Here is a 15,780-nt window from a genome sequence, read left to right as displayed (position 1 = left end):
CGGACAATGGCGTGGACACCTCAACGTGATGCCCTACGCGGGCGTGTAGCTGTTGTTGCCGGGGCAACGCGGGGCGCTGGACGCGGAATCGCCGCAGCATTAGGCGAGGCGGGCGCCACGGTTATCTGCACTGGACGGAGCACGTCCACCGGCATCCTTCAATCGGACTACCCGCGGAGCGAAACCATCGAGGAGACCGCCGCTCTGGTCACCGAATTGGGTGGCGTCGGAGTACCGATTGCCGTCGATCACCTCAAGAGCACTCGAGTTGCTGATCTCGCTGAGCAACTACGCACCGACTACGGACAGATCGACGTCTTGGTCAACGACATCTGGGGCGCAGAGTTACTCAAGGGTGGACCGGCGGAGTGGAACACTCCGGTATGGGAACACGATCTGGACAAAGGCTTTCACATCTTGCGCCTGGCGATCGACACCCACATCACCACGTCGCATCATCTGCTGCCGCTCATGATCGATCGGCCAGGTGGACTGGTTGTCGAAATAACCGATGGCACTACCGAATACAACGCCTCGAACTATCGCATCTCAGTGTTCTACGACTTGGCAAAAGTGTCGGTGAACAGGCTCGCATATTCGCAGGGCCATGAACTTGGCCCGTTCGGATGTTCCGCCGTTGCCATTACTCCGGGTTTCCTGCGATCGGAGATGATGCTCGATAATTTTGGTGTCACAGAATCGAATTGGCGCGACGCACTACTGCCGAATCGGGATGGGCCGACTGCGCCACCTGATTTTGCTCATTCCGAGTCGCCGAGATTTGTCGGACGCGCAGTGGCCGCCCTTGCCGCCGATCCGAATCGGGCCCGATGGAATCAACGATCTGTCAGTTCAGGTGAACTCGGAGCAGAGTACGGGTTCGCCGACATAGATGGTTCGAGGCCCAACTTCTGGCAGCCGAAGCCGGACTAATCGACGGCACGATGGTCGTCGCGCTTGTCCTCGACCTCACGCAATGACCACCCTTGAACAAAGCGCTTCGCGTTGACCAAATATGCACGAAGGTGGGTAGTCAATCTCGAGATTTCCCAAGGTTCCAGATTCGCCATACCTAATGGTCTCATTTCAGAACGCGTGGGTAGATCGGGGGCCTGACCCATCACTCCGGTTTGATGAACCGAGCTTCGACCGTCGGCGAAACTGGGATGAGGTGGACAATCCGTTCAGTGACCGGCAGCTCCCGGATGGCAGTGATCGCCTCCCACTTAAACGCGCCACACTCATTTGTCGGCGGGTCCGGAGCGAGCAGTCCCAGGCCTTGATCGTCGACGAGCCACACAATCGGAGGTGTCGGCTGGTCCACAAAGCAGGTGCGCATTTCCGGCGGTGTATCTGATGGAAGCCGGTAGCCTGCAATAACGGCGTCCATATCGCCCTCGCGTCGTTCCTCGACCCACGACACTGAGTGCTCTACGACGCCAGCGCTCCAGTCACCCTCACATGTGACCACTCGGACGGGCACAAAATCAGCCGGGATCGGCCGCGGTTCTGGAACCGGTGCTGCTGCCTGCGGCAAGTCCGAGAATCCGAGAAGATTGCCGGCCAGGCAGGTTGGTTCCACCAGGCCAGGCACATTCACTCGCGACGTCGGTGGCGCAACGTCATCCGCGTTGTTGCTCGGCGCACCACATCCCACTAACAAGGCGACGGCCGCAACGCCCAGCAATTCCCGTGAACACCGCATAAGGCACCATACTGCTCGATCGATTGTCGAATGCACGGTCGACAACGCTCGATGACGATATGTTCGACACGTGACCACAGAAAGCCCCGAGACGATCGACCAGTACATCGCGTCCTTCCCGATCGATGTGCAACCTGTGCTCGAGAGCGTCCGTCAGACCATCCACGAAGCAGTCCCCGGCGTCGGCGAAACCATCAGCTACCAGATGCCGACCTTCACGGTCGACGGCAAAAGCCTGGTGCATTTTGCCGGATGGAAACACCACATTTCGATGTATCCACTCCCCGAGGGCGACGCCGAATTCGAGAAGGCAATCGACCCGTATCGATCAGCCAAAGCGACGGCGAAGTTTCCGTTGAACAAGCCGATCCCGCTCGACCTCGTCGCGAGGATTACCGAATTGCTCGCGGCCAGACACTAACCCGGTTTTCCGAAGGCGTCGAACGTCCGCGCGCGAATTGTGCATCCGCGCGGTTGATCAACCGCGCGGATGCACAATCCCCCTGCGGCAGCGGCGGTATCGAAGATTCGGCTCTCCGGAATGGGTCAGTGGCAACCAAGGGCGAACGCCGTCTATCGGACAGTCGCGATTCCGGCCAGGATGAGATCGATGCCGGCAAGAAATTGGTCGCGGTCGTCGTGATCACGCAACTGCGGTGCCACCTGACGTAAGAACGGGTACTCGGCTGAGTCGAGTTGTTCCCACCCTGAGGTGATTGTCGCGAGGAAGGCCGATCGATCCGTCTCGCGTGCGTGAAGGCGGGCCCCTGCGGCATACTGTCCGGCCAGGCCGAGGACATAGTTCACGAGTGCGGAAGCGCAGTCGAACTGCGCGGATTCGGGAACTCCGAGTTCTTGGAGTTGCCGGCCAACGCCTTCGAATATCTGCAGCACCGCGGACTGCCACGGCTCACGAGAGAGCTGGGTGCCGACCCACGGGTGTGCGTCGATCGCGTCGAAGACATCGAGAACCGTGGTGCGGATGGTTTCCCGCGGCGTCACCCCTGGGACGACGCCGGTCATAACACGTGTGATGACGTCGGTGGTCGTCGCTGCAAGCAGTTCGTTCTTGTTTGCAACGTGCCAGTAGATTGCGCCACTTCCGGTTGCCAGGCGAGACGCCAACGCTCGAAATGTCAGGGCGCCCTCGCCCTCGGTGTCGAGGATCTCGATCGCGGCCTCGACGATTCGCTCTTTCGACAGTGCATCCGTGCGTCGTTCGTTCCGCTGCGACTTTGTGTCCATCTGTCCATCTTGACATATCTGGAACACTGTTCCAAGATCGACAATGGAACAACGTTCCAATTTCATTGAAAGGAATTAAGACCATGACAACTCCAGTCACGATCATCGGAGCCGGCCTCGGCGGCCTCACCCTCGCGCGTGTCCTACACGTTCACGGCATCGCTGCAACGATCTACGAGTCGGAACCCTCTGCCGAAGCCCGCACGCAGGGAGGTCAGCTCGACATCCACGAAAACAACGGGCAACTCGCGCTCGCAGCGGCCGGTCTCACCGACCAGTTCCGCGCGATCATCCACGAAGGTGGCGCGGCTTCACGGATACTCGACCAACACGGTACGGTGCTGCTCGACGAACCGGACGACGGCACCGGTGGACGCCCCGAGGTGCTTCGCGGGGATCTTCGCCAGATCCTGCTCGACTCACTACCTGACGGGACCATTGAGTGGGGGCGGAAAGTGTCCAGTGCCGTTTCCCTCGGCGACGGCCGGCACGAACTCACCTTCGACGACGGCACAACCGTCACTACCGACCTTCTCGTGGGCGCCGACGGCGCGTGGTCGAAGATTCGACCTCTACTCTCCGACGCCACACCCGAGTACGTGGGCACCGTATTCATCGAGACATACCTGCACGATGTTGACGAGCGACACCCTGCGACAGCCGACGTAGTCGGCGGCGGCGCTCTGTATGCGCTCGCCCCAGGTAAGGGAATCACCGCGCACCGCGAGTCCGGTGGCGTCATTCACACGTACGTTCAACTGAACCGGCCCGCCGAGTGGATTGCGAGCATCGACTTCACCGACACAGCCGCATCGATCGCCCGAGTCGCAGCCGAATTCGACGGGTGGGCACCAGAACTCACCGCGCTCATCACCGCGGGCGAAACCGCGCTGATCTCGCGTCCGATCCACGCACTCCCGAATGATCACCAATGGGACCGTGTTCCAGGAGTGACGCTCCTCGGTGACGCGGGGCACCTGATGGCGCCGTCCGGCGAGGGAGCGAACTTGGCAATGTACGACGGCGCCGAACTCGGGAAGGCGATTGCAGCGCATCCAGACAATCTCGAAGAGGCACTTGCCGACTACGAAGCGGCGATGTTCTCCCGCAGCCAATCGGAAGCGGCGGACGCAGACGTGATCCTGAGAATCTGCCTGGGCGACCGCGCTCCGGTCTCACTCGTCGAGTTCTTCACCGCCCCACAGCCTGCGCATTCGTAACGCTTATCGGTCGTCGCATGTCACGCTTGTGAGACATATCCGTACCGGGTACGCGATATCGACATCGAGGGATGGTCGCATGACATACGACAAAGCACTGGCAGACCGGATCCGCGATGCACTCGTGAGCGAGGACGACGTCAGTGAGGTGAAGATGTTCGGCGGCCTGAGTTACATGGTCAACGGACAATTGGCGGTCGCAGCGAACTCTCACGGCAACCTCTTGATCCGCTGCGCGCCGGAACGCGTCGACGAACTGCTGCTACACAAGGGCGCACACTGGCCTGACATGCGCGGAAGGCCGATGAGCAAAGGGTGGGTCGAGGTCGATCGCACTGGCACCAGTTCAACCGTGGAGTTCAACGCCTGGATCAAGGAAGCCCTGGATTTCGCGCACTCACAGTAGCCTCACACCTCTAATTGAACACGTTCAACTATGGCGCGTAGACTCAGTTTTGAACACGTTCAAAACTAGGAGACGTCATGAGTAGTCGCGGAACTGAGACGCGGGAAAAGCTTGTGGATACCGCCTTGCGACTCTTCCGCGACGAGGGCTTCCAGTCGACAACCATGCGCCGGATCGCAAGCGAGGCAGGCGTCTCTCTCGGAAATGCCTACTACTACTTCGCCAGCAAGGACGAACTTGTCCATGAGCTGTATCTAGTCGTCCAGCGCGATCACCGCGATCGGGCACTTCCACTGTTGCGCCAGGGCGGCTCACTCACGGAGAACCTGAAGACAGTTCTGCACTCCGGACTCGATGTCATGACGCCCTATCACGACTTCGGCGGAACATTCCTGCAAAGTGCGTTACCTACCACCTCGCGATCCAGCCCGTTTTCGGTCGAGTCCACCGATGCCCGAGCAATGGCGATCGATCTGATGCGCGAGGCTCTGACTGCCTCCCACCAGCGGACACCGCCCTCATTGGAGAAACAGCTCCCCACACTTCTGTGGCTCACCTATATGGGTGTGACTCTGCACTGGGTCACCGATTCGTCGCCCGGACAAGCACGTACGCGTGCATTGGTCGACGGTCTCGCCCCAGTGGTCGCGAAAACCGTCAAGCTCGCCCGCCTACCAGTGGCCAGGAGCTTGGTCGGTGACGTCGCGAAATTGATGGCCAAAGTCACTGCGCGAGAAGAGGAGACCGTGCGATGAGCACCATGAATTGCGTCGTCATTTGCGGAGCGTCGGGCTATATCGGGCAGTACCTTCGTCGCTCGCTCGAAGCCAGTGGGATCAATGTTCGGACGATCGGGCGGGGCGACTCGTGTGATGCCGCTTGGTCCGACGGACAAGGCGTCGTCGACGTTCTGGATGGAGCGGATCTGGTTGTCAATCTCGCCGGACGCTCGGTGAGCTGCCGCTACAACAAGCGCAACGCCGATGAGATCTTTTCCTCACGCGTGGAAACCACGGCGCAGCTTGGTCGCGCACTGGCCCGCACACCGCAGCCGCCGTCGCTCTGGATAAATGCCAGCACCGGCACAATCTATCGAGACGCTCGTGATCGGCCGATGAACGAGAGGACCGGCGAGCTGGGAACAGGATTCTCGGTGGCTGTCGCGCGAGCTTGGGAGCAAGAGCTGTTCGAGGCACCGACAACCGTTCGCAAGGTGGCGCTGCGGATGTCGATCGTGCTCGGCGCCGGCGGCGGGGCGATAAATCCGTTCATCAATCTGGCCCGCGTCGGCTTCGGCGGAAGAATGGGCGACGGTCGGCAGATGTTCAGTTGGGTTCACGCCGATGACCTAGTTCGTTCCATCACCCACGTCTACGAGCACCAGGCCATCTCCGGTCCGGTCAATGTCGCCTCGCCCGTTGCGGTGACCAACGACGTGTTGATGCGTGAGGTGCGTGCATCCCTGGGTCGAGCGCGCGGGTTGCCGACGCCCGACTGGATGCTGAAGTTGGGCGCACGCGTAATACGCACCGAAGCCGAGCTAGTGCTCAAGAGCCGCTGGGTGGACCCGGGCGTGCTCGCCGATACCGGCTTCGAGTTCACATTTCCGACGCTGGACACGGCGCTCAACCAGATAGTTCAGGACACTCCGCGAGGCTTGCTTCCCGTTGCTTTGGGCTGACTGTCCGGGCCAGGTCTGCACTCACGTTCAATTGAATATTGTCGAATCGGTCACAACACAGAGGGCGGTCCCTAGACTCCGAAGAAGCTAGACACGAGCAACAACGCTGTTAGAGAGAGTCGGTCCACCCAGTGACTATTCGGGTAAGTCAGCCGTATGAGCAGCAGCCGTTCGGGATTTCACCCCGGGTACCTCAGATGCCGATGCCTGCTCATTTCAGGCCGAATCTGATCGCAGCAGCGCTCTCGTGTGTCGGCATCATCATCGGCAGCATCGGTCCGTGGACGTCGTTCCTCGCGCTGGGTAGTTCCGGTATCGGCGAATGCGGCGTGATCACCCTGATCCTCGGGATCGGTGCGGCTTTCGCATTGACTCCGCTTCTTTCGAGGGGCGTCACACCGCAGGTGAAGAACCACTGCATTGGCCCCTTGGCGGGAATCGCAGTCTTGATCGTTGCCGTCGGCAACGCCGCCTGCATACTCCAACGCGGTACCGAGATCGCCGGAAAGATCATTGGACCGTCAGTGGGATGGGGGCTCTGGTTGGTCGTGATCTCCGCGCTAGTTCTGTGCATTACGTCATCGACGCTCGCGCAACTGATCAGAGCGCAGGCCACCACTTAGAGCCTCGAGATTACGAGCGGCGTTTCAACCTGACGTTCCCGGCAACCGAGCCACGGAGCATCGACGGCGTCATGAACGGACGTTGCGCTGACGCGCGGAATCTGCGCCGATCAACAGTGTTATTACGGCAAGTACCCCGAAGCCCGCCGTCAGTGTCGCGACGGCTGCCACGCCTGCGACGATCAGCGGGCCGCCCGCGTCACCGAGTTCACGTCCCAGTTCGGCTGCACCCATGGTTTGACCCATGCGCTCCTCGGGCGTCGATGCAGCAAGTGCGGCAAAGCCGAGGGGCGTGATGATGCCGGTGCCGATGCCGACAGCAACTGCCGCAGTGAGAATCCCGACCAGCCCCGGAATCATGGCAAGCGCCAGACCGGCGGCGGTGACAACCAATCCCCATGCCACACCTCGCTCGACGGTGATTTTTCCCGCGTCGAGTGCTCGCCCTGCTCGCGGTTGAGCAAATGCCGCACACAACGCCAGTACTGACACGGCCGCACCTGTTGCTATCGGTCCAAGGCCCGCATCAACGCCGGCAACTGGGAGAAACCCCACACCGACCGACAGTGCGGCAGTCGACGCCGCAAGAGCTGCGGTGGGACCGAGGAACTGACGATCACTCAGGCGACGAGCCAAATCAACCACGGTTTGCCTGGCCCGAGGTAGCGGCGGAAGCGCAGGTACCACGACCTTGGCCCAGATCGCGACAACCAGCGCGAGGACGGCCATGACTGCAAACAGAAGTGTGAGACCACCCATCCACACGATCACACCGCCCAGCAACGGACCGAGGGTATAGCCGAGACTTTTGTAGAACCCGTAGGTTCCGAAAGCACTGCCGTGCTTGCCTTTTCGGGTCAATCGAGCCACCGAAGAACTTGCAGCCGGCGAGAATGCCGATGCTGCCGCACCTTGGCCGAGCCGCGCCAACCACAACCAATCCGTATCCGCGACAACAACAAACAGAAACGATGCTGCGGCAAACGCGACGAGCCCGCCGAGCAGGACCGGCTTGGCACCGATCCGATCTGCCAGCGTGCCGAACACAGGTTTGAGCAGGACTTCGGCGCCGTCGTACAGGGCCAGCAGTAGACCGAGATAGAGCAGCGAATTCGCCAGATCGTCGAGATCGAACACGAGGTTCGCCGCAACGGCATGGGCTCCGAATGCAGTCGTGAACCCGGCCGCGTACAGCGGCCACATCTGCCATCGCGCGCCTTCGACCTGGGCTTTGTTGTCACTCATGTGAGATCACCGTCGTCAATGCCTTCAGGAGAGTGCAGTGCGTTGATCACTCGCTCCGAGTAGTCCTCGAACCGCAGGGTGCACTGCTGGAGCGCCGCCGTTGCGCTTTCCGCATGCCTCGCGCCGAATACGTCGCGCGCCTTCAAGTCTCGATGCCAGCGACGAAGCCTGTCCAGGCTCTGCTCTTCTTCCTCGAGTTCTGCGAGTGTAAATTTCTGGATCCGGATCTCCTTGTCGAGCTCGGCCTCGTATTTCGCACAGTCCGACAGGAATTCGGTCCAGTCTTCCTCGCGGGCCGCGGTGAACATCGCGGCGAATCGCGAGTTGTCTTCCTCGCTCGCACCCGTTGCGTTGAGGAAGACAATTTCACCGGACGCGCGGTCGACAAGTTCTTTCGCACGGTCGACCCCCGCCGCGAACGCCGGAACGTTGGGCACAGCCCAGGTGCCTTGCCCGATCGACAACGCACCCACTTTGCGCAGTTCTCGCCACACGGCAACACGGTGACGCGTCGGCTCGGCAGCAATCTTGATCAGGATTATCCGCCAACTCACGGATGACTCGGAATTCACACTGGAGAATGTATCACCCGTTACATCTCAAAGTGTGAAGCTCGTTTTCCTTCCGCATCGCTCACTTACCTTCATCTGGGCTGCCAACACTGCTCTGAGTGGGTCTGTTTCGGTTCCGCCAGGATCGAATTGCAAAGACGGTCGACCCGACAACACCGACAACCCGGACCGACACCACTGTGAAGTACCACCAGTCGAGCCGTTCATTTTCGTACCATCAGGAGGTGCCGTGATGATCCCGATTCCGCCTTACGGACTCGGTACCAGTTGGAAGATCTGGACGCCATGGCTGGTTCCCCTTGTGGAATGGTCGAATGCGGAGTGGTGGAACACCTGGCACTGACTCGCGGCGATCAATCAACGTACCAAAAGCTAAATTCCCAAAAGCTAAAGTCAATGTATGACAAGGCTTTCGGTAGCAAAGTGGCTGAGCATAGCGGCGCTGTTCACAACGGGCCTGGCTGGATGCGGCGCTCCGTCCGAACCATCACCGGAGAAGGTTGAAATCGGCACCGCCTACAGCTACAAGATGTACACCCACTGCGGTGCGCGAGAAGCCAAGTTCGCCGGCGAATACTGGGAAGCGGTCAACACTGATGCTCGGCGAAACAACTCGCCCTCCGGTTGGGACGACCCGTACCAGAAGGGCACTATGACCCGGTTATCTGAAACCGCAGCTGTTTTCGAGGCTGACGGGAGAGAGAAGCGCTATCAATTACGACCGGGCGCCACAACTTTCCAACAAGTCTGCTCCTGATCGCACTCATGCAGCGCCGCTACGACGCATGGAGAATCGCAGCATGTCCCCACGCCTAGGCTGGATCGGCGATCCGTTGCCCGATAGCGCGACATGGCTCGCGCCCTACCCGTACCCCGACGCAGGACCGACGGGTCACTGGCTAGCCGACCGCTACCCGCATGTTCTGCGAATCCTGCACCCGGCGTATATCCATGACGACGGCGAGTCGCGAGCGGTGACATGGTCCCAGATCGCCACTGCCGTCGGCACAGAGATGACTGTCGGGACGCAGTTTTCCGAGATCGTCCGCGCGTGGTTTCCCGATCCCGTCAAACGCCCGGATCCGTGCGCGACAATCGAGGGCATCTTCGACACTGAACCGGAAATGGGGTCACTGCCGCCTGAGTTGATCGATGTCGTCTACGACCACTTCGACGACGTGCAATCGGGACTGTTCTGGGACGGGTGGGGCGAGTTCCTCGACGAACCGATCCGCGGGTGTGCTCGCGTCTCGGAAGGCCTGCAAGGGTGGAACTACCAGGTAGTCACGACAACCCGGTCCCCCGCACAACGCGCCACACGGACGCGCACCCCGAACTTTTGGTGGCCCGCGGACCAATCCTGGTGCGGCGCAACCGGGATCGACGACATGGACACGCTTGTCGTGTCCGCCGACCTCGCCCGGCTCGAATCCGTCCACGCGAACCCAGGTCTCGAAACACAGTTGTATTCACGCTGACAAAAACACTCACCATTGCATCTGCCAACCACGGTGGCGCACAGTGAAGTAGTGGAGAATTCACAGCATCGACACGCGGCACATCCGGAACGCACACCGGCTTACGGCGTCGTGATGATCATCGTGGCTCTGGCTGCGGCGATTGCCGTCAGTTTTGCCGGCCCGACATGGTTGCGGATTGCGGTGTATGTCCTGGCAGGTGCCGCGATTGCAGTCGGGTTCGTTTTTACGCTGCGAGACTACTCGAACTGAACTGCTCCCCGAATGTCAGAACTGAACTTGTCAGTCCGAGATTCGGGGAGCAGTTCACGCAGAACGATGGCTGCTATGCGGCGCTGCCCATGCTCGCTGAGTCGAAGCTGCCGAGCCCGGTGCTACCGAGACCGCTGCTCCCGACACCGCCCAGTGCGAGCGCATTGCTGCTGCCTGCGCTGAAAAGCTGGACAATTATGTTGATCACGACGGGGTCACCGGTGAGCGGAATTGTAGGCACAGGAAGACCTGCTTTCTGTTTCGCGAGTGGATACGAATGTGCGTGGGAGACAGTGAGGTCTGTCAAAGTCCGCCGACACTACTGAATTCAATGCTTCCGGCACTGCCGAACGAGACGATCGGGCCGGCACTTCCGAAACCGAGTGCGCTGGCAAGAGAGCCGAAGTCGATGACCAGGCTGCCCTGAGTGTACGGCGAGTTGATCACGATGATTCCTGTCTGCGACGTTACGGTGCGAGCGGGTGGAGCGATCAGGGCACGGGCGTCGTGGGGTCTTCGCCGCCGCCTGGAAGCGGAGCGTTGTTGGTGAAGAGAAAGCTGCTGCCCGCGTTGAACATCTGCAGGACGGTGTTCATGACGACGGCCAAAGCGCCGGTCGTTGGTGAGGCGATCATGTATTACTCCTGGCCTAAGCGGGGTGGCGGTGTGGTCACCCCCTCAGATCGTGGGGGCGAGAAACGTGCCCCTGTGCGAAGGATCTCGCACAGGGGCACGAAATGCGTCCCTAGGCGACGCCGCCGCCGTTCGTCGAGCCAGTTCCGGTGCTGCCTGCGTTGAACAGCTGCAGGATCGTGTCGAAGAAGGCACCGAGGAGGGCGTTTTCCTGGCCGTTGATCATGTCTTTCCCCTTTTTCGTTACTGGTCTGCGCGGTGATTCGCGCCACATTTTTATATCCCGGCTGTCTACTGAAAAGTGGGGTCCAGCCATCAAAAGTGGGTTGTTACCAGTGAGTTATGTGAGGTTTCACAATTTCACTGGACGGATGTCCACGTCGGTGCTGACAAAGGTCAGTGCGATCATCGCCGCACGCAGTTTAAGCAGCTCAGAGGGCAAAGTCGGGTCTAATCCGGTGAGGTGTGCAATGCGCTTGATCCGGTTGTCGACAGTGTTCGTGTGCAGGCCCAACGCTGACGCGGTGCGCTGCCGGTGCTGGTCGTTCGACAAGTGCACGGACAGCGTCTGCAACAGTTCAGGGTTGCTGTCGAGCGGCCTGAGTAGGCCGATCAGGCTGTCGCGCGCTGGGCCGGTCCGGGTCAATTGATACTCGAGCGCGAGGTCCTCCATCCGGTATGACTGCGCCGGCAGCCCGAGCCTCCGGACGAGGTGGACCAACTCGCGGGTGGTCGCCTGGGCCGCTGGGAGATCCTCGAGTGCGGCATTCTCGCCGACTGCCGTGATCTGCACCCCGATCTTGGCCGTCGCCTGACGCACAACTTGGCACACCAACCCCCAGTGTGGTGTGCCCTCGATGAGGACCAGGCCGCGTTGCGGCGCCGGGGCTTCGAGCAACTTGGCTCCGAAGTGGGCAGCGACCTTGGCTTGTGCCGCGGCGAGATCACGGTATGCCTGCAGTCGCTGATGCGCGCCGTCCCTGGCCCCCGGCCGGGGTTTCGGTAGGTTCACGAGGAGCCGCAGAACGAGATAGCGGGGTGCGAGCTCGATACCCAACTGCAACGCAAGATCAGTGGGATCGTCTCCGTCCAACATGGCTTTGACGAGGGCGCCGGCGGAGCTTCCCTCGAGCTGGGCGCCGGCAGGGATCGCCGCCAGATAGCTGACCGAGATGAATGAATGAAGGCGCTGCGCGACTGTGAACAGGAGGTGGTTGAGCTCCTTGAGGTTGGCAGAGTCCTCGACGCCCGCTCTGCTGAGGATAAGGTTCCGAATGACGCTGATGGCCTCGTCTGTTACGGCAAGGATGGCACTGAGCGGGACACCCTGGCGGGCCTGCCGGACGGTCAGGGTGTGAATACTGTCCAGGTCGCGGTCGGTCGGCAGCTTCCTGTGGTCCATGAGTTGGATCGCCAGTTGCAACCCCTGCGCGGTCACCGCAACCAAATCCTCCTGAACGGATTCCAGGTTGAGGGTTTTGAAGGTTGCGTTGGCGCGGGAGAAGTTCTTCACAAGTTCGGCCGCCAGCGGGACGAAGTCGCGGACCGCAGTGGAGGCGGGTTCGCCTCCGAGCATCAGCGGCCCCGAGGTATTCAACAGCGCAGTGGACATCGTAGACAAGCCTCCTCGAGACAAGAGTGTCGCGCGGCGCGATGGCCGGCGGCTCGACGCGTCAGGGAATGAGAAACCCGCCGCGGTGCCCGAATTGAGGACTTTAGCCGCTTGCGTCTGCCGTTCCCGATTACGTCAGGCGATGTGATGTCTACCACATGAACGGTCGTCCAATTGTCAAATGAGACAATTTGGATTTCTGGTCGGTCGGCATGACATGGTCACGCCGACCGACTACACCGGAGGCTCCCGGCGTGGGCAAAATGACCGCTATTTAGCCGCTGTTCCGCAGCGCCGTGGCCAGGCCGTTCATCGTCAGCTGAATACCGCGCCGGACCTGGTCACTCTCGTCACCTGATCGATATCGCCTGATCAACTCGACCTGCAAGTGATTGAGCGGTTCGAGATACGGGAAACGGTTGTGGACGGAACGTTCCAGGCCTGAATTGTCAGCAAACAAATCGTCGTAGCCGGTGATCTCCTTGTACATCCGAACGGTTCGCGCATGCTCGTCGGTGATCATGCCGAAGACTCGATCACGCAGTTCTACGTCGGGAACCAACTCCGCGTAGCGGGCCGCCAAGCCCATGTCGGATTTCGACATCACCATCGCCATGTTCGAGAGCACAGTCCGGAAGAACGGCCACTTCTCGTACAAACGCGTCAGCGTCGCCAAACGCTCCGGGTTGCCGTCGATCCATCGCTCGAAAGCCGCGCCTGTGCCGTACCAGCCTGGCAGCATGACGCGTGACTGACTCCAGGACAACACCCACGGAATCGCACGCAGATCGGAGATCGCCTTGGTCTGCTTACGCGAGGCGGGTCGGCTACCGATGTTGAGTGCGCCGATTTCTGCAACCGGCGTCGACGCCTCGAAGTACTGGACGAATCCCGTTGTGTCATGGACCAATTCGCTGTACGCGGTACGCGCCAGCGCAGCCAGCTCATCCAGAACGGTGTACGCCGCCTCGGCATCGGTTCCGAGTCCTTCGACGTCGAGCAACGTCGACTCCAACGTCGCAGCGATGAGCGTCTCGAGGTTGCGATGAGCCAACCGCGGCTCGGCGTATTTCGCTGCGATCACCTCACCCTGCTCGGTGATCCTCAGCGAACCTTCGACAGCTCCGGGAGGTTGCGCAAGAATTGCCTCGTAGCTGGGTCCACCACCACGCCCGACGGTTCCGCCGCGACCGTGGAAGAGCCGCAACCGGATTCCACTCTTCCGTGCGGCGTCGACCAGATCGAGTTCTGCGCGGTACAGCGCCCAGTTGGCAGCCAGGTAGCCACCGTCCTTGTTAGAATCGGAGTACCCGAGCATCACTTCCTGGCTGTTTCCCCGGGACGTCACGATGGCTCGGTAAATCGGAATGTCGAGCGTGGCAAGCAATGTTGCCGCGCCGCCCTGCAAGTCCTCGATCGTCTCGAACAGGGGAACAATGCCGATGGGGCATGACGGCTCACCGCCAACACCCGGATCGAGAACTCCTACCTCCTTGAGCAGGACCGCGGCCTCGAGCATGTCGCTCACGGAGCTGCACATGCTGATGATGTAGTTGGGAACGGCACCGGCGCCCAGAACTCGAACTGCCTTGGCACCGGCGTGCATGATCGCCAGTTCCTTGGTCGTCAGTTCGGAAAACTCCGCATCCGGCGACGTCAACGGCCGACGGGTGGTCAGTTCCGCCGAGAGCAGGTCCACTTTTTCCGATTCCGACAACGACGCATAGTCCGGGTGAACACCCGACCAGGCCAACAACTCGGCAACGACGCTCTCGTGAACTTCGGAGTTCTGCCGCATGTCCAGACCCGAGAGGTGAAACCCGAACACCTCCACGGCTTCTCGCAAACGTTCGAGGCGATCATCGGCTATCACCGCGTCACCGTTGCGGCGCAGTGACGTGTCGATGACAGCTAGATCGTGCTGAAGTTGCGCGGGTTCGCGGTATGCCTCCAACCCGGAGTCGCCGCCGTGCGCGGGCATCTCCCCCAAGATGGAAAGTCCTGTGGCGGTGAGGCGTCCACGGATTCCTCGGATTGCGCGACGGTAGGGTTCGTCCGCCCGGAACACCGAATCGTCACCCGAGGTCGATGCCAGAAGATCCAATTCCGGTGTCACCGTGACCAACCGCGCCGACATCGACAGCTCGCGCTCTAGATGTTCGAGTTCGGCGAGGTGATGCTCGATTGCCGTGGCCGCCGCTCGGGTCGTCGCGCGATGCACGATCTCCCCCGTCACATAGGGGTTTCCGTCGCGGTCACCGCCGATCCAGGAACCCGGACGCAAGATCGGCTCACGCAGGAGGTCTGCGTCGGGCCACCGGCTTCGAAGCGCCTTGCGCACTTCGGCGTTGATTTTGGGAATGACTTCGAACAGGGCTGCGTCGTAGTAACGCAATCCGACTTCGATCTCGTCCTGGATTCGTAGACGCGAGAGCCGGATCAGCGCGGTCTGCCAAAGAGTAAGAATCTGCCGACGCAAGTCCAGGTCGACGTCCGCGGTTTCCCCGACGCTCAACGCCGTGCGTTCGCGGTAGCGCATCAATTCGGTGATGCGAGACTGTGTCTCGAAGACTGTCCGTCGACGCGTTTCCGTCGGATGAGCTGTGATGACCGGTGAGACAAGGGCGCCGCGCAGTGCATCTTCGACAGTCGCGGAGTTGATGTCCGCACCGTCGAGTTTGCGGTAGGTAGCGGCCAGTGTGCTGTCACGCGGTGGTTCGCCGGCATTGATGTGAATGGCGCGCCGACGCTCACGGTGGATGTCTTCGGCCAGGTTGGCGAGCAAGGCGAAGTGGCTGAACGCACGGATCACCGGGATAGCGTCGGCGGTGCTGACTCCAGCGAACAACGACACCAGTTCGGCGCGGTCAATTTCGGAACGGCGTACTCGGAACGATTCCACCCGGGCGCGTTCAACAAGATCGAATACGGTGTCGCCGGCCTGTTCGCGAACAATCTGCCCCAGGATCCCGCCGAGAAGCCGAATGTCCTCACGCAGTGGCTCGGTGGCCTCGCGTGGTGTTTCACGATGCTGATTCGAGACGAATTCGGTCATCGTTCAATTATCAACGGAAACGCAGAACCCCGCTCGATGGCGGGGTTCTGTGT

Annotated in this window: 20 protein-coding genes; 10 read left to right on the top strand and 10 right to left on the bottom strand. The window is 60.8% G+C overall.

The genetic code is table 11. The features are described 5' to 3' along the window. Positions 1-6 precede the first annotated feature (6 nt). Positions 7-933 (top strand): SDR family oxidoreductase, encoded by a 927-nt coding sequence (locus KYT97_RS03415; RefSeq protein WP_045067696.1) that lies wholly within the window; start codon positions 7-9, stop codon positions 931-933. Here the strand turns inward: KYT97_RS03415 and KYT97_RS03410 are convergent. Next, a complete protein-coding gene (locus tag KYT97_RS03410) occupies positions 930-1,070 on the bottom strand; it encodes a hypothetical protein (protein ID WP_155276677.1) in 141 nt (46 codons plus the stop codon). The two genes, KYT97_RS03415 and KYT97_RS03410, sit on opposite strands and share 4 nt — an antisense overlap. Before the next feature lie 50 nt (positions 1,071-1,120). Next, a complete protein-coding gene (locus KYT97_RS03405) occupies positions 1,121-1,705 on the bottom strand; it encodes a hypothetical protein (protein ID WP_219111758.1) in 585 nt (194 codons plus the stop codon). A gap of 70 nt (positions 1,706-1,775) precedes the next feature. Between KYT97_RS03405 and KYT97_RS03400 the strand changes: the two genes are divergently transcribed. After that, positions 1,776-2,126: an iron chaperone gene (locus KYT97_RS03400; protein ID WP_219111757.1), complete on the top strand. Its 351-nt coding sequence runs from the start codon at positions 1,776-1,778 to the stop codon at positions 2,124-2,126. Between the two features lie 152 nt (positions 2,127-2,278). Here the strand turns inward: KYT97_RS03400 and KYT97_RS03395 are convergent, their stop codons facing one another. Then, the gene (locus KYT97_RS03395; RefSeq protein WP_219111756.1) at positions 2,279-2,950 is read right to left on the bottom strand and encodes a TetR/AcrR family transcriptional regulator C-terminal domain-containing protein; all 672 of its coding nucleotides are present in this window, start codon (positions 2,948-2,950) and stop codon (positions 2,279-2,281) included. Positions 2,951-3,033: 83 nt separating this feature from the next. Here KYT97_RS03395 and KYT97_RS03390 point away from each other — a divergent pair, with 83 nt between their 5' ends. From KYT97_RS03390 to KYT97_RS03370, 5 genes are all read left to right on the top strand, one after another. Continuing rightward, on the top strand, positions 3,034-4,170 hold the full coding sequence (locus tag KYT97_RS03390) for an FAD-dependent oxidoreductase (RefSeq protein WP_033232244.1): 1,137 nt from the start codon (positions 3,034-3,036) through the stop codon (positions 4,168-4,170). Positions 4,171-4,249: 79 nt separating this feature from the next. Further along, entirely contained in the window at positions 4,250-4,576 is a 327-nt protein-coding gene (locus KYT97_RS03385; protein ID WP_033232121.1) for a TfoX/Sxy family protein, read from the top strand. 77 nt (positions 4,577-4,653) lie between these two features. Continuing rightward, positions 4,654-5,331 carry a TetR/AcrR family transcriptional regulator gene (locus KYT97_RS03380; protein ID WP_033232122.1) on the top strand — a complete coding sequence of 226 codons (678 nt, stop codon included), beginning with the start codon at positions 4,654-4,656 and terminating at the stop codon, positions 5,329-5,331. Then, positions 5,328-6,257, top strand: coding sequence for a TIGR01777 family oxidoreductase (locus tag KYT97_RS03375; protein ID WP_230590036.1), 930 nt, complete (start codon positions 5,328-5,330; stop codon positions 6,255-6,257). Before KYT97_RS03380 ends, KYT97_RS03375 begins: the two co-directional genes overlap by 4 nt. A 203-nt stretch (positions 6,258-6,460) precedes the next feature. After that, a complete protein-coding gene (locus KYT97_RS03370) occupies positions 6,461-6,880 on the top strand; it encodes a hypothetical protein (protein ID WP_230590037.1) in 420 nt (139 codons plus the stop codon). A 69-nt stretch (positions 6,881-6,949) separates the two neighbouring features. Here KYT97_RS03370 and KYT97_RS03365 read toward each other — a convergent pair whose 3' ends face one another. Together KYT97_RS03365 and KYT97_RS03360 are read right to left on the bottom strand one after the other, a co-directional pair. Then, positions 6,950-8,125 (bottom strand): MFS transporter, encoded by a 1,176-nt coding sequence (locus tag KYT97_RS03365; protein WP_230590038.1) that lies wholly within the window; start codon positions 8,123-8,125, stop codon positions 6,950-6,952. After that, positions 8,122-8,697: a Chromate resistance protein ChrB gene (locus KYT97_RS03360; RefSeq protein ID WP_245006004.1), complete on the bottom strand. Its 576-nt coding sequence runs from the start codon at positions 8,695-8,697 to the stop codon at positions 8,122-8,124. The genes KYT97_RS03365 and KYT97_RS03360 overlap by 4 nt, the downstream gene beginning before the upstream one ends. 400 nt (positions 8,698-9,097) lie before the next feature. Between KYT97_RS03360 and KYT97_RS03355 the strand changes: the two genes are divergently transcribed. The 3 genes from KYT97_RS03355 to KYT97_RS03345 are packed head-to-tail and all read left to right on the top strand — an operon-like array spanning position 9,098 to position 10,427. Further along, a complete protein-coding gene (locus KYT97_RS03355; RefSeq protein WP_219111755.1) occupies positions 9,098-9,454 on the top strand; it encodes a hypothetical protein in 357 nt (118 codons plus the stop codon). 43 nt (positions 9,455-9,497) lie between these two features. Then, on the top strand, positions 9,498-10,175 hold the full coding sequence (locus KYT97_RS03350) for a hypothetical protein (protein ID WP_219111754.1): 678 nt from the start codon (positions 9,498-9,500) through the stop codon (positions 10,173-10,175). 51 nt (positions 10,176-10,226) lie between these two features. Continuing rightward, positions 10,227-10,427 carry a hypothetical protein gene (locus tag KYT97_RS03345; RefSeq protein WP_033232250.1) on the top strand — a complete coding sequence of 67 codons (201 nt, stop codon included), beginning with the start codon at positions 10,227-10,229 and terminating at the stop codon, positions 10,425-10,427. Between the two features lie 73 nt (positions 10,428-10,500). On the opposite strand, the gene KYT97_RS03340 is transcribed toward KYT97_RS03345, so the two are convergent. From KYT97_RS03340 to ppc, 5 genes are all read right to left on the bottom strand, one after another. Continuing rightward, complete coding sequence (locus KYT97_RS03340; RefSeq protein WP_165826287.1) at positions 10,501-10,668, bottom strand: hypothetical protein; 168 nt, start codon at positions 10,666-10,668, stop codon at positions 10,501-10,503. A 62-nt stretch (positions 10,669-10,730) separates the two neighbouring features. Further along, positions 10,731-10,874, bottom strand: a complete 144-nt coding sequence (locus tag KYT97_RS03335; protein ID WP_165826289.1) for a hypothetical protein — start codon at positions 10,872-10,874, stop codon at positions 10,731-10,733. Between the two features lie 44 nt (positions 10,875-10,918). After that, complete coding sequence (locus tag KYT97_RS03330; RefSeq protein ID WP_165826291.1) at positions 10,919-11,062, bottom strand: hypothetical protein; 144 nt, start codon at positions 11,060-11,062, stop codon at positions 10,919-10,921. Between the two features lie 350 nt (positions 11,063-11,412). Further along, positions 11,413-12,672 (bottom strand): PucR family transcriptional regulator, encoded by a 1,260-nt coding sequence (locus tag KYT97_RS03325; RefSeq protein ID WP_033232125.1) that lies wholly within the window; start codon positions 12,670-12,672, stop codon positions 11,413-11,415. 274 nt (positions 12,673-12,946) lie between these two features. Continuing rightward, entirely contained in the window at positions 12,947-15,727 is a 2,781-nt protein-coding gene (gene ppc, locus KYT97_RS03320; RefSeq protein WP_219111753.1) for a phosphoenolpyruvate carboxylase, read from the bottom strand. Between the last annotated feature and the right edge of the window lie 53 nt (positions 15,728-15,780).

This window comes from Rhodococcus globerulus (genome assembly GCF_019334125.1).
GTDB classification, from domain to species: Bacteria; Actinomycetota; Actinomycetes; order Mycobacteriales; family Mycobacteriaceae; genus Rhodococcus_F; species Rhodococcus_F globerula.
Note: the sequence above shows the minus strand (reverse complement) of the source record. Positions and strands in the feature narration are given on the sequence as shown.

Bases quoted from the DNA above. Each gene is read 5' to 3' on its own strand.
- KYT97_RS03415 (WP_045067696.1), top strand. From the start codon at position 7: ATGGCGTGGACACCTCAACGTGATGCCCTACGCGGGCGTGTAGCTGTT.
- KYT97_RS03410 (WP_155276677.1), bottom strand. From the start codon at position 1,070: ATGGCGAATCTGGAACCTTGGGAAATCTCGAGATTGACTACCCACCTT.
- KYT97_RS03405 (WP_219111758.1), bottom strand. From the start codon at position 1,705: ATGCGGTGTTCACGGGAATTGCTGGGCGTTGCGGCCGTCGCCTTGTTA.
- KYT97_RS03395 (WP_219111756.1), bottom strand. From the start codon at position 2,950: ATGGACACAAAGTCGCAGCGGAACGAACGACGCACGGATGCACTGTCG.
- KYT97_RS03390 (WP_033232244.1), top strand. From the start codon at position 3,034: ATGACAACTCCAGTCACGATCATCGGAGCCGGCCTCGGCGGCCTCACC.
- KYT97_RS03385 (WP_033232121.1), top strand. From the start codon at position 4,250: ATGACATACGACAAAGCACTGGCAGACCGGATCCGCGATGCACTCGTG.
- KYT97_RS03380 (WP_033232122.1), top strand. From the start codon at position 4,654: ATGAGTAGTCGCGGAACTGAGACGCGGGAAAAGCTTGTGGATACCGCC.
- KYT97_RS03375 (WP_230590036.1), top strand. From the start codon at position 5,328: ATGAGCACCATGAATTGCGTCGTCATTTGCGGAGCGTCGGGCTATATC.
- KYT97_RS03370 (WP_230590037.1), top strand. From the start codon at position 6,461: ATGCCTGCTCATTTCAGGCCGAATCTGATCGCAGCAGCGCTCTCGTGT.
- KYT97_RS03365 (WP_230590038.1), bottom strand. From the start codon at position 8,125: ATGAGTGACAACAAAGCCCAGGTCGAAGGCGCGCGATGGCAGATGTGG.
- KYT97_RS03355 (WP_219111755.1), top strand. From the start codon at position 9,098: ATGACAAGGCTTTCGGTAGCAAAGTGGCTGAGCATAGCGGCGCTGTTC.
- KYT97_RS03350 (WP_219111754.1), top strand. From the start codon at position 9,498: ATGTCCCCACGCCTAGGCTGGATCGGCGATCCGTTGCCCGATAGCGCG.
- KYT97_RS03330 (WP_165826291.1), bottom strand. From the start codon at position 11,062: ATGATCGCCTCACCAACGACCGGCGCTTTGGCCGTCGTCATGAACACC.
- KYT97_RS03325 (WP_033232125.1), bottom strand. From the start codon at position 12,672: ATGTCCACTGCGCTGTTGAATACCTCGGGGCCGCTGATGCTCGGAGGC.
- ppc (WP_219111753.1), bottom strand. From the start codon at position 15,727: ATGACCGAATTCGTCTCGAATCAGCATCGTGAAACACCACGCGAGGCC.